Here is a 12,804-nt window from a genome sequence, read left to right on the forward strand (position 1 = left end):
GACCCTTGATCACGGTACCCGCGTACCGCCCCCGGGCCCACCAGCGGCGCCGCCCCGCCGCCGGGCGGGACACGGTGGACGGCAACACCCCTTGGGACCGGATACCCTTTGACCTGACACGCGACCTACCCACAACAGCACACGCGGCCGAGGAGTCACCCGGATGAGCACCACCCAGAGCGAGAGGCTGCGAGAGCTCCTGGAACCGCTCGTCAGCTCACAGGGACTCGACCTCGAAGAGATCGAAGTGGCCTCGGTGGGCCGTAAGCGTGTGCTGCGTGTCGTCGTCGACTCCGACGAAGGAGCCGACCTCGACGCGATCGCCGATGTGAGCCGCGCGCTCTCGGCGAAGCTCGACGAGACCGACGCCATGGGCCAGGGCGAGTACACCCTTGAGGTGGGAACCCCGGGCGCCGAGCGCGAGCTGAGGGAACACCGGCACTACGTACGTGCCACCGGCCGGCTCGTGAAGTTCCAGTTGAAGGACGGCGACGAGCTGGTCGCCCGGATCGTCACGGTCGACGAGGAGGGCGTGGACGCGGAGGTGCCCGGCGTGAAGGGGCGCAAGCCCACCGCCAGGAGGCTCGCCTTCGAGGACATCGTCAAGGCCCGCGTCCAGGTCGAGTTCAACCGCAAGGACAAGAAGGACGAGAAGGACATGGAAGAGGAGGAGGCGTAGCCGTGGACATCGACATGAGTGCCCTGCGGGGCCTGGTGCGGGAGAAGGAGATCTCCTTCGACCTGCTGGTCGAAGCGATCGAGTCGGCCCTCCTCATCGCCTACCACCGCACCGAGGGAAGCCGCCGTCACGCGCGCGTGAAGCTCGACCGGGAGACCGGTCATGTGACCGTGTGGGCGAAGGAGGACCCGGACGACCTGGAGGAGGGGCAGGAGGCACGCGAGTTCGACGACACCCCGTCGGACTTCGGCCGGATCGCCGCCACCACCGCCAAGCAGGTCATCCTGCAGCGTCTGCGGGACGCGGAGGACGACGCGACGCTCGGCGAGTACGCGGGCCGTGAGGGCGACATCGTCACCGGTGTCGTCCAGCAGGGCCGCGACCCGAAGAACGTGCTCGTCGACATCGGCAAGCTGGAGGCCATCCTGCCGGTGCAGGAGCAGGTCCCCGGTGAGGCGTACCAGCACGGCATGCGGCTGCGGTCGTACGTCGTACGGGTGGCGAAGGGTGTCCGCGGTCCGTCCGTGACGCTCTCCCGCACGCACCCGAACCTCGTGAAGAAGCTCTTCGCGCTTGAGGTGCCGGAGATCGCCGACGGATCCGTCGAGATCGCCGCCATCGCCCGCGAGGCCGGCCACCGCACGAAGATCGCCGTCCGGTCCACCCGGTCGGGCCTGAACGCCAAGGGCGCCTGTATCGGCCCCATGGGCGGCCGGGTGCGCAACGTGATGGCCGAGCTGAACGGCGAGAAGATCGACATCGTCGACTGGTCGGACGACCCCGCGGACATGGTGGGCAACGCGCTCTCCCCGGCCCGGGTCTCCAAGGTCGAGGTCGTCGACCTCGCGGCCCGGTCCGCGCGCGTGACCGTGCCCGACTACCAGCTGTCGCTGGCCATCGGCAAGGAGGGCCAGAACGCCCGCCTCGCCGCCCGGCTGACCGGCTGGCGCATCGACATCCGCCCGGACACCGAGCAGGCCGGTGAGGACGGCGCAGACCGCCCCGAATACCGGCGCGACGACCGGCGTGACGACCGGCGTGACGGTCGGTCCGGGGAGTGACCCGGGAATAGATCCCAGCCGCGGGTGGTTTGGATCACAGCGGTTTCACGACAGTTTTATGCGCGGCAACTGTTCGATACTTGCCCCAAAGGGGTGAGGTCGGTGCAGGGAGGTAGACTTAACAGTGTCTGGCCGGACGCACGCCCGAGCATGCCCTGAACGCACCTGTGTGGGGTGCCGGGAGCGAGCGGCCAAGACCGATCTGCTGCGTGCTGTGGCGGCCGGGGGCGAATGCGTCCCCGATCCTCGCGGTACGCTGCCCGGCCGGGGTGCGTATGTACACCCCGCCCTGGTCTGTCTGGACCTGGCGGTCCGCCGCCGGGCGTTCCCACGGGCGCTGCGTGCCCCGGGTCAGCTCGACACAAAGGCGTTGCGCCTGTACGTCGAGCGGCAGACAGTTGCTGAGCAGGCAACACCGTAAGGAAGAGCCGTACGGAACCCCGTGCGGCCCTGGTACCCCGCGAGTTGGAAGTAGGTCGAGATTGCGATGAGCACTCGATGAGCACGCGATGAGTACGCCCATGAAGTAGCGACGGTCCGGACGCAACCCGGACCTAAAAGGAGCGAAGTGGCTAAGGTCCGGGTATACGAACTCGCCAAGGAGTTCGGGGTGGAGAGCAAGGTCGTCATGGCCAAGCTCCAAGAACTCGGTGAATTCGTCCGTTCGGCGTCCTCGACGATCGAGGCGCCCGTAGTACGCAAACTGACCGACGCCCTCCAGCAGGGCAACGGCGGCGGCAAGCCCGCCCCGCGCAAGGCCGCGCCCGCCAGGCCCGGCGCGCCTTCACCGGCGCAGGCCGCCCGTCCGGGTCCGGCCGCCCCGCGCCCGCCGGCCCCGAAGCCGGCCGTCGCGGAGGCACCCGTGTCTCCGGCCGCTCCGGCCGCAGGCCCGCGTCCGGGTCCCAAGCCGCCCACGCCGAAGCCCGCTCCGGCGTCTCCGGCTCCGGCGGTACCCGAGTTCACGGCGCCGCCCGCGGCACCTGCGGCTCCGGCCGCTCCGGCCGCCTCCTCGGCGCCGGCACCGGCCAACCCGCGTCCGAGCGGTGCACGTCCCGGCGCCCCGAAGCCCGGTGTCCGTCCGGCAGGCCCCGCACAGGGCGGCCAGGGCGGTCCCGGTCAGGGCCGTGGCGAGCGTCCCGAGCGCAGCGACCGCGGTGACCGTCAGGGCGCCCCGCGTCCCGGCGGCCAGGGCACGCGTCCCGGCGGTCGTCCCGCAGGTCCGCGTCCCGGTAACAACCCGTTCACCTCCGGTGGCTCCACCGGCATGGCACGTCCGCAGACGCCCCGTCCGGGCGGCGCACGTCCCGGCCCCGGCGGACCCGGTGGTTCCGGTGCCCCGGGCGGCGCTCCGCGTCCCCAGGGCGCGGGCCAGGACCGTGGTCCCCGTCCGCAGGGCGGTCCCGGTGGCGCTCCGCGTCCCGGTGGCGGTCCCGGCGGCAACCGTCCGAGCCCGGGCGGCATGCCCCGTCCGCAGGGCGGTCCCGGTGGCGCTCCGCGTCCCGGTGGCGGTCCCGGCGGCAACCGTCCCAACCCCGGCATGATGCCGCAGCGTCCGGCTGCGGGACCGCGTCCCGGCGGCGGTGGCCCCGGTGGCCGCGGTCCCGGCGGTGGCGGTGGCCGTCCCGGCGGTGCCGGCGGCGGTCGTCCCGGTGGCGGCGGCTTCGCCGGCCGTCCGGCCGGTCCCGGTGGCGGCGGTGGCGGTTTCGCCGGCCGTCCGGGTGGTCCCGGTGGCGGTGGCGGCGGTTTCGCCGGCCGTCCGGGTGGTCCCGGTGGCGGCGGCGGTGGCCGTCCCGGCTTCGGCGGCCGTCCCGGTGGTCCCGGTGGCCGTGGTGGCACACAGGGCGCCTTCGGTCGTCCCGGTGGTCCCGCGCGTCGCGGTCGCAAGTCGAAGCGGCAGAGGCGCCAGGAGTACGAGGCCATGCAGGCCCCGTCGGTCGGCGGCGTCATGCTGCCTCGCGGCAACGGACAGTCCGTCCGCCTGTCGCGCGGTGCCTCGCTCACCGACTTCGCCGAGAAGATCGGCGCCAACCCGGCGTCGCTCGTCGGCGTGATGATGAACCTCGGCGAGATGGTCACTGCCACGCAGTCCGTCTCCGACGAGACGCTGAAGCTCCTCGCGGACGAGATGAACTTCGTCCTGGAGATCGTCAGCCCCGAGGAGGAGGACCGCGAGCTTCTTGAGTCCTTCGACATCGAGTTCGGCGAGGACGAGGGTGGCGAGGAGTTCCTCGTCGCGCGTCCGCCGGTCGTGACCGTCATGGGTCACGTCGACCACGGTAAGACCCGCCTTCTCGACACCATCCGCAAGACGAACGTCGTCGCGGGCGAGGCCGGTGGCATCACCCAGCACATCGGTGCCTACCAGGTCGCGACCGTCGTCAACGAAGAAGAGCGTCGCATCACCTTCATCGACACCCCGGGTCACGAGGCGTTCACCGCCATGCGTGCGCGTGGTGCGAAGTCGACCGACATCGCGATCCTCGTGGTGGCGGCCAACGACGGTGTGATGCCCCAGACGATCGAGGCGCTGAACCACGCCAAGGCGGCCGGTGTGCCGATCGTGGTCGCGGTCAACAAGATCGACGTCGAGGGCGCGGACCCGACCAAGGTGCGCGGTCAGCTCACCGAGTTCGGTCTGGTGGCCGAGGAGTACGGCGGCGACACGATGTTCGTCGACATCTCCGCCAAGCAGGGCCTCAACATCGAGAGCCTGCTGGAGGCCGTGGTCCTCACCGCGGACGCCTCGCTCGACCTGCGGGCCAACCCGGAGCAGGACGCGCAGGGCATCGCGATCGAGTCCCACCTGGACCGTGGCCGCGGCGCCGTCGCGACCGTCCTGGTCCAGCGAGGCACCCTGCGGGTCGGCGACACCATGGTGGTCGGCGACGCGTACGGCCGTGTCCGCGCGATGCTCGACGACAAGGGCGAGAACGTGGAAGAGGCGGGTCCCTCGACTCCGGTCCTCGTCCTCGGTCTCACCAACGTCCCGGGCGCCGGCGACAACTTCCTCGTCGTCGACGAGGACCGTACGGCCCGCCAGATCGCCGAGAAGCGCGCGGCGCGTGAGCGCAACGCCAACTTCGCCCGGCGCGGAGTCCGGTTCTCCCTGGAGAACCTGGACGAGGCCCTCAAGGCCGGTCTGGTGCAGGAACTCAACCTCATCATCAAGGGCGACGCGTCCGGTTCGGTGGAGGCTCTTGAGTCCTCGCTGCTCCAGCTCGACGTCGGTGAAGAGGTCGACATCCGTGTCCTGCACCGCGGTGTGGGTGCGGTCACCGAGTCGGACATCGACCTGGCGACCGGATCCGACGCCATCGTCATCGGCTTCAACGTCCGCGCTGCGGGCCGCGCGGCGCAGATGGCGGAGCGCGAGGGCGTCGACGTCCGCTACTACTCGGTGATCTACCAGGCCATCGAGGAGATCGAAGCGGCCCTCAAGGGCATGCTCAAGCCGGAGTACGAAGAGGTCGAGCTCGGTACGGCGGAGATCCGCGAGGTCTTCCGCTCGTCCAAGCTGGGCAACATCGCCGGTGTGCTGGTCCGCTCCGGCGAGGTCAAGCGCAACACCAAGGCGCGGTTGCTGCGTGATGGCAAGGTCATCGCGGAGAGCCTCAACATCTCCGGTCTGCGTCGCTTCAAGGACGATGTCACCGAGATCCGCGAAGGGTTCGAGGGCGGTATCAACCTCGGCAACTTCAACGACATCAAGATCGACGACGTCATCGCGACGTACGAGATGCGGGAGAAGCCGCGCGCGTAGCGCCTGCGGCTTGGCTTGACCGTGTGGGGTTGGCCCACGGGAACTCGTTCCTGTGGGCCAACCCCCACGGGGTTTTTCGCCCCCGCCGCCCCTACCCGTTCCCGTCACTGACTCGGGGGCCAGCCCCCGAACCCCGGTCCTCAAACGCCGGACGGGCTGGAAAACCAGCCCGTCCGGCGTTTGAGGACAAAGGGGGGCGAGGGGGCGCAGCCCCCATGCAGTGACGGGGAGGGTAGGGGCGGCGGGGGCGGAAACCCCGTCGAGCGGTACCGGAGGTTCGGGGTACCGTTCAAGTGCCCCGGCAAGAAGCTTGGCCGGGCCACCTACCCCGACCCGGCGGGACATCCGGACACACATGTACGTGGGGACTCTGTCCTTCGATCTCCTCCTCGGCGACGTACGGTCGCTGAAGGAGAAACGCTCCGTCGTCCGCCCGATCGTGGCCGAACTCATCCGCAAGCACGCGGTGAGCGCGGCGGAGGTGGAGCACATGGACCTCCACCGCAGGGCCGTCATCGGACTCGCGGTGGTCTCCGGGGACACCGGTCACCTGACCGACGTACTCGACCGGTGCGAGCGCCTGGTCGCCGGGCGCCCCGAGGTGGAGCTGCTGTCGGTGCGACGGCGGCTGCACGGCGAAGACGACGAATGAGCGTGCGGCGACAAGGATCGCCCGTACACGGATCAGCAGATAAGAGGGAGACGGACCAGTGGCCGACAACGCGCGGGCGAAGAGGCTGGCGGACCTCATCCGAGAGGTGGTTGCCAAGAAGCTGCAGCGTGGGATCAAGGACCCGCGGCTCGGTTCGCATGTGACCATTACGGACACCCGGGTCACCGGGGACCTCCGTGAGGCGACCGTCTTCTACACGGTGTACGGGGACGACGCGCAGCGCGCGGAGGCCGCCGCAGGCCTGGAGAGCGCCAAGGGCGTGCTCCGCTCGGCGGTCGGCGCGGCGGCGGGCGTGAAGTTCACCCCGACGCTCACCTTCGTCGCGGACGCCCTGCCGGACACCGCCAAGACCATCGAGGACCTCCTCGACAAGGCGCGGGCCAAGGACGCCCAGGTGCGCGAGGTCTCGGCCGGCGCCACCTTCGCCGGTGACGCCGACCCGTACAAGAAGCCGGAAGAGGACGACGACGAGGACGAGTCCGACGACGCGTCCGACGGCGACGAGACGGGCGGCGACGCCGCCAAATGACGCAGAAGCAGCAGACGCCCGACGGCCTTGTCATCGTCGACAAGCCGTCGGGCTTCACTTCGCACGACGTGGTCGCCAAGATGCGCGGGATCGCCAAGACCCGCCGCGTCGGACACGCCGGCACCCTCGACCCCATGGCGACGGGCGTGCTCGTCCTCGGTGTCGAGAAGGCGACCAAGCTCCTCGGGCACCTCGCGCTGACCGAGAAGGAGTACCTCGGCACCATCCGGCTGGGGCAGAACACCCTCACGGACGACGCCGAGGGCGACCTCACCTCGTCGGCCGATGCCTCCGAGGTGACCCGGGACGCCATCGACGCCGGGATCGCCAAGCTCAGCGGCGACATCATGCAGGTGCCGTCCAAGGTCAGCGCCATCAAGATCAACGGCGTGCGCTCGTACAAGCGGGCGCGCGAGGGCGAGGACTTCGAGATCCCGGCCCGCCCGGTGCGGATCTCGTCCTTCGCCGTGTACGACGTCCGGGGCGCCGTGGCCGAGGACGGCACACCGGTCCTGGACCTGATCGTCTCGGTGGTGTGCTCGTCCGGTACGTACATCCGTGCGCTCGCCCGTGACCTGGGCGCGGACCTGGGTGTCGGCGGTCATCTGACGGCGCTGCGGCGCACGCGCGTGGGCCCGTACAAGCTCGACACCGCGCGGACTCTCGACCAGCTCCAGGAGGAGCTGTCCGTGATGCCCGTGGCGGAGGCCGCCGCGACCGCGTTCCCCCGCTGGGACGTGGACACCAAGCGCGCGCAGCTGCTGACGAACGGTGTGCGGCTGGAGATGCCCGAGGAGTACACCGGGGCCGGGGCCGTCGGGGTGTTCGATCCCGAGGGACGGTTCCTGGCGCTGGTGGAGGAGCAGAAGGGCAAGGCCAAGAGCCTCGCGGTCTTCGTCTGACCGTTCCGTTCCTCGCGTTCTTCGCGCTGTTCGTGTTCTTTCTTTTTCCTTCTTCGTCGTGGAGCGGCGTTCACGGGGTGCCCTGTGGGCGCCGCTCCACTGTCCCCCTCGATACCCCCCATCAAGGGTGTATCCATCCAGCCCCTTCCATTCACCCGTCCGGCCAGGCGCTCGGAGTGAACCGGGGGAGCGGAAGGGGGCTTGTTCGGCCCGGGATCTGTCGCGGCCGATCATCGCGCGCCTACCGTCGGAAATCGAAGCGTCGAAGGCACGGTACGGCGCGCGCGGCGGGGAGGTTCGAGCATGACCCGGGAGACCTCGGTGACGGCTGAGGCGGATGGCGGAATCCACCGGGACGTCGCCCTCGCAGCGCCCGACAGGACCGGGCAGCCCGCTGTCCGGTCCGGTGAAGCGGCGGACGGGTCCCTGGTGCGGATCCTGGATCTCGCCGGCCGGCCGCGCGGTACCGGCTTCGTCGCGGACCACCACGGCACGGTCGTCACCAGTCACGAGGCGGTGGACGGCCTCTCCCGCCTCGTCCTGTACGCGCCCGCCGGAGACCGCACCTGCCTGGTCCCGGCCGATTCGGTCACCGCGCTCCCGGCCCTCGGTCTCGCACTCGTCCACTGCGACGGACTGGGCGGCCTCACCCCCCTCCCGATCACCGTCCGGGACTCCGTGGAGACCGGCACGTACGTCCGTATCGCCGCGGGCGGCTGGCGGGAGGCCCGCGTACTGGGCTCCTCCGCCGTGACGTACACGGCGACCGACCGCCTCCATCTCCTCGACCGCGCCCTGGAACTGGCGATCGGTACGGCCGGCAGCGACGCGCTGCGGCTCGGCGGCGGGGCGGCCGGGGGGCCGGTGGTCGACGCGGCCACCGGCGCGGTGGTCGCCGTCCTGGGCACGGCGCTCCACTCCGACCGACGGGTCGGCGGCTTCGCCGTACCGCTGTCCGCGGGCGGCCCCGCTCCCTGCGGTCCGCTCGCCCGACTGCTGGCCCGTAACGCCGCGACGGTGCCCGCCCACGGGGACGACCTCAATCTGGCGGGCGTCCTGGAACTGACGGCCACCGTCGAGTCCCCGGCGGGCTCCGACGAGGGCCTGTCCGTCGAACGGGCCTCGGTGGTACGGGAGTTCACCGCGTTCAGCGAAGGTCCCTGGCACCCGCCCCACGGCTCGTACACGCCGTACAACCCCTGTGACGCGTCCGGTTCGTACGGTGTTCTCGCGCTGGTCGGCGCTCCGGGGAGCGGGCGTACGACGGAGCTGGCGGGCCTGGCCGCCCGGCGCAACCGGGGCGCGGAACCGGCTCCGACCCTGTGGCTGCGCGGAGCCGATCTGCGGGACACCGACCTGTCGGTGGCCGACGCGGCCCGGCGGACGCTGGAGCGGGCGGGGCGGATCGTGACCTCACCCCTCGGCTCCCGGCCGGAGCCCACGGACAGGGACGGGGGAGAGGAGCCCGGCGGCGGGCGGGGCGGGCTCGGAGACATCGGGCCCGAGCGGCTGGCCCGCCTCGCCGGGGACGCCGGGCGACCCCTGCTGCTCCTGCTCGACAGCCCCGAGGAGATGCCGCCCGCCCTTGCCCACCGGCTGCCGGAGTGGGCCGCCGGTACCGCCGACTGGCTGCGGGAGCACGGCGTGCGTCTCGTGGTGGCCTGCCGGGACGAGTACTGGGAGTGGGCGGGGACCCGGTTCCCGCCCGAGCTGCTGTACGGGCCCCGGTGGGGCGGAGGCGAGGCGTCCGCGGAACTGCCCGCCTGCGTACGCCTGGGAGACCTGGAGGAGGACGAGGCACGCGAGGCCCGGGCCCGGTACGGGATCCCGGAGGGCGCCCTGGACGCGGCCGACGCACGGCATCCGCTGACGCTGCGGCTGCTGTCGGAGGTGCGGGCCGCGCTGTCCGGAGCCCCGCCCGGGAAGCCGAAGCGGGACGAGGTCTTCGCCGCGTATCTCGATCTGATGTGTCTGCGGGTGGCCGTGCGGCTCGCGGCGGCCAACGGACTGCGCGGGACGGCGGTGAGGCGCCTCGCGGCCCGGGTCTCCGGGCAGGTGCACGTGGCGGCACGGCGTTGCCTGGGCCCGGGGGAGGGGGAGCTGGACCGGTCGGCGTTCGAGACCCTGTTCCCGTGGGGTCCCGTGCCCGACCGGCGGCTCGGCGGCTGCACCGGGTGGGCCTCCGCCGTGCTCACCGAGGGCCTGCTCGTACCCGCCGGGGACGGCTACCGCTTCGCGCACGAGGAGTTCGCCGACTGGATCCAGGGCATGCACCTCGACCTGGACGCGGTGTTCGGGGCCCTGGCGTCCCGTCGCGGCCCCGCGTGCGGTCCGAGCGGGCCCGAGGCCTTCGACCTCCCCCGCCACCGCCTCGCCCCCGTGCTGCAGGCCCTGCTTCTCGTGCCCCGTCAACAGGGGGACGATCGCCTCACCCTCCGCCTGCGCGAACTGCTCCGCGTGCTCGACGAGACGCTCGACGACGCGGACGCCGATGCCTGGTGGCCCACCCGGCTGCTCCGTGGCGTACTGCTCCGGGTGCCCGACGCGACCCCGTATCTCGGAGTGCTGCGGCACCTCGCCGAGCATGTGGTCAGGTGGCGGGCCGAAGGGCGGGCCGTGCCCGAGGAGTTCGGGCCCGGCTTCTGGCGCGGACTGCCCCTGCCTCGGGCGCACCGCTTCGATCTGCTGAGGCGGCTCGTCGTGGCGGACGGGGCGCCGCCCGCCACCGAACCGCGCTATCTGGACGCCGCGTCCGAACTCCTCGTCGCCGATCCGGCCGGTGTGCAGCCGCACCTCACCCACTGGTTCGACGACGACCGTCCGCTCCCCGCGACCCCCGACGCCACCGTGGCGACCGCCGCGCAGGTCCTGCTGCACACCCATCGGCGTCGCGCTCCGGACGACCTGACCGAGGCCCTGGTCGACAGCGGGCACGCGCGCGCGGACGAACTGCTGGACGTGCTCGCCGAGGAGGAGCCGTCCGCGCTCTGCCGCGCGGTCGTCCGCTGGGTGCACGACGTGCGCCCGGCCCGGCGGGCAGCGGCGGCGGCCTACGCGCTGCGGACCGCCGCGCACGTACGCACCGAGGCCGACAGGGAGCTGCTGCGCCGGACCGCGCTCGCCCTGCTGGCCCGCCCCGGCGACTGCACCCTGCACGGCGACGCCCTGGCCCTGCTGGTCCGCGATCCGCACACCAGGGCCCGCCATCTGCCGCAGGCCCTCGCCCGCTTCCGGGCCCGCGACCCGCGGCTGCCCGCGAGCGCGCTGGTCGCCGCGCTGGCGACGCACCCCGATCCGGTGCTCGCCGCGTTCCACGACCGCCTGCGCGAACCGGACGACGGCACGGCGCTGCGCACGCTCGCCGAGGCCACCACACCGGCCCTCGCCCGCCGAGTCGCCGCCCTCGTACGCGAGGTGGTGGACCGGCGTCCGGAGACGGCGGCGCAGGTGGCGGTGTTCGTCGACCGGCGCCTGGAGCAGGCCCCCGAGGCCGGCGCGGTGCTGTACCCCCTCGTCGCGGGGTTGCTCGACGGTGGCGGGCCACTGCTGCGGGCCGCGCTCGCCGAGGTGTTCGCGGCGCCCGGCACGCCCGCCTCCCGCCCGTCGCGGCGCGAGTTCCTGGACCTCCTGCTGACGCGCGAACACGATCCGGTGGTGCTGGACGCGCTGGTACGGGCCGCCGCGGAGGGAGCGGCCCAGGGAGACGAGGAGCACACCGGCGCCCTCATCCACACCGCGGGCGTCCTGCTCGTACGCACCCCGGACGGCGCCACCCGCTTCGACCGCGCCCTCGTCGATCTCGGCCGCCGGATCCCCGGCTTCGCCGTGCTCGTGGCCCGCTGGCTGGCCGCCGCGCCCGAGGAGTGGTCCACCGTGGTCGGACCGAGCACGGGCCGCATGATCGAGAACCTCGCGGAGGTACGGGTCCCGGTGTGACCCCCGCCGTCCCCCCGCCACCGCCACTGTCACGTGCCACCGGTCACAGGGCCCATGCCGATGCGGGTCCACAGGACGCGGCATGGCACCCTTAGAGCTGCGTATGAGGCAGACACGGACACAGGTTCGACGAGGAGCGGTCACAGTGCAGCGCTGGCGTGGCTTGGAGGACATCCCCCAGGACTGGGGGCGCAGCATCGTCACCATCGGCTCGTACGACGGGGTCCACCGCGGACACCAGCTGATCATCAGCCATGCCGTCGAGCGGGCGCGTGAACTGGGCGTTCCGTCCGTCGTGGTCACGTTCGACCCGCACCCGAGCGAGGTCGTCCGTCCCGGCAGCCACCCGCCCCTGCTCGCGCCGCACCACCGCCGCGCCGAGCTGATGGCCGAACTGGGTGTGGACGCGCTGCTCATCCTGCCCTTCACGACCGAGTTCTCGAAGCTGTCGCCCGCCGAGTTCGTGGTGAAGGTCCTCGTCGACAAGCTGCACGCGAAGATCGTGGTAGAGGGCCCCAACTTCCGCTTCGGCCACAAGGCCGCCGGCAATGTCGCCTTCCTCGCCGAGCAGGGCAAGACGTACGACTTCGAGGTCGACGTGGTCGATCTGTACGTGACCGGCGAGGCGGGGGGTGGCGAGCCGTTCTCGTCGACCCTCACCCGGCGGCTGGTCGCCGAGGGCGAGGTCGAGGGGGCCCGCGAGATCCTCGGCCGCCCGCACCGCGTCGAGGGCGTCGTCGTCCGTGGCGCCCAGCGCGGCCGTGAACTGGGCTTCCCCACCGCCAACGTGGAGACGCTCCCGCACACCGCGATCCCCGCGGACGGGGTGTACGCGGGGTGGCTGCACGCGCAGGGCGAGGCGATGCCGGCGGCGATCTCGGTCGGGACGAATCCGCAGTTCGACGGGACCGAGCGCACGGTGGAGGCGTACGCCATCGATCGTGTGGGGCTCGATCTGTACGGGTTGCATGTCGCCGTCGACTTCTTGGCGTTCGTGCGGGGGATGGCGAAGTTCGACTCCATCGAGGGGTTGCTGGAAGCGATCTCGGACGACGTGAAGCGGTCTCGGGAGCTTGTCGCCGAGTACGACGCGGGGGCCTGACCGGCCGGGGGGCTGAACCACCGGGGGCTGGTCGGCGGGTTTTTCGGCTGCGGGTGCGTTGTGGCTGGTCGCGCAGTTCCCCGCGCCCCTGAGGGGCCGGGGCCTGGTCGCGCAGTTCTCCGTGCCGCTGAGGGGCCGAGAGTCTGGTCGCGCAGTTCCCCG

The 12,804-nt window shown here is 72.1% G+C and carries 9 protein-coding genes; all 9 read left to right on the plus strand.

What is annotated here, in order from left to right:
* The first annotated feature begins 163 nt into the window (after window positions 1–163).
* The 9 genes from rimP (at window position 164) to ACH4DZ_RS38300 (ending at window position 12,642) form a co-directional block, all read left to right on the plus strand.
* A complete protein-coding gene (gene rimP, locus ACH4DZ_RS38260; RefSeq protein WP_398293252.1) occupies window positions 164–679 on the plus strand; it encodes a ribosome maturation factor RimP in 516 nt (171 codons plus the stop codon).
* Between the two features lie 2 nt (window positions 680–681).
* Entirely contained in the window at window positions 682–1,740 is a 1,059-nt protein-coding gene (nusA, locus tag ACH4DZ_RS38265) for a transcription termination factor NusA (protein WP_398293254.1), read from the plus strand.
* 124 nt (window positions 1,741–1,864) lie between these two features.
* Window positions 1,865–2,161 (plus strand): YlxR family protein, encoded by a 297-nt coding sequence (locus ACH4DZ_RS38270; RefSeq protein WP_398293256.1) that lies wholly within the window; start codon window positions 1,865–1,867, stop codon window positions 2,159–2,161.
* Between the two features lie 147 nt (window positions 2,162–2,308).
* Window positions 2,309–5,500 carry a translation initiation factor IF-2 gene (gene infB, locus ACH4DZ_RS38275; protein ID WP_398293258.1) on the plus strand — a complete coding sequence of 1,064 codons (3,192 nt, stop codon included), beginning with the start codon at window positions 2,309–2,311 and terminating at the stop codon, window positions 5,498–5,500.
* 355 nt (window positions 5,501–5,855) lie between these two features.
* Window positions 5,856–6,152 carry a DUF503 domain-containing protein gene (locus ACH4DZ_RS38280; RefSeq protein ID WP_307536080.1) on the plus strand — a complete coding sequence of 99 codons (297 nt, stop codon included), beginning with the start codon at window positions 5,856–5,858 and terminating at the stop codon, window positions 6,150–6,152.
* A gap of 58 nt (window positions 6,153–6,210) precedes the next feature.
* A complete protein-coding gene (gene rbfA, locus ACH4DZ_RS38285; RefSeq protein ID WP_398293260.1) occupies window positions 6,211–6,702 on the plus strand; it encodes a 30S ribosome-binding factor RbfA in 492 nt (163 codons plus the stop codon).
* The gene (gene truB / locus ACH4DZ_RS38290) at window positions 6,699–7,604 is read left to right on the plus strand and encodes a tRNA pseudouridine(55) synthase TruB (RefSeq protein WP_398293262.1); all 906 of its coding nucleotides are present in this window, start codon (window positions 6,699–6,701) and stop codon (window positions 7,602–7,604) included. The genes rbfA and truB overlap by 4 nt, the downstream gene beginning before the upstream one ends.
* Window positions 7,605–7,907: 303 nt before the next feature.
* A complete protein-coding gene (locus ACH4DZ_RS38295; protein ID WP_398293265.1) occupies window positions 7,908–11,540 on the plus strand; it encodes a trypsin-like peptidase domain-containing protein in 3,633 nt (1,210 codons plus the stop codon).
* Between the two features lie 145 nt (window positions 11,541–11,685).
* On the plus strand, window positions 11,686–12,642 hold the full coding sequence (locus ACH4DZ_RS38300; protein WP_398293267.1) for a bifunctional riboflavin kinase/FAD synthetase: 957 nt from the start codon (window positions 11,686–11,688) through the stop codon (window positions 12,640–12,642).
* Window positions 12,643–12,804 lie beyond the last annotated feature (162 nt).

Origin of the sequence: Streptomyces sp. NPDC017991 (genome assembly GCF_044328075.1) — a bacterium.
Lineage (GTDB): Bacteria > Actinomycetota > Actinomycetes > Streptomycetales > Streptomycetaceae > Streptomyces.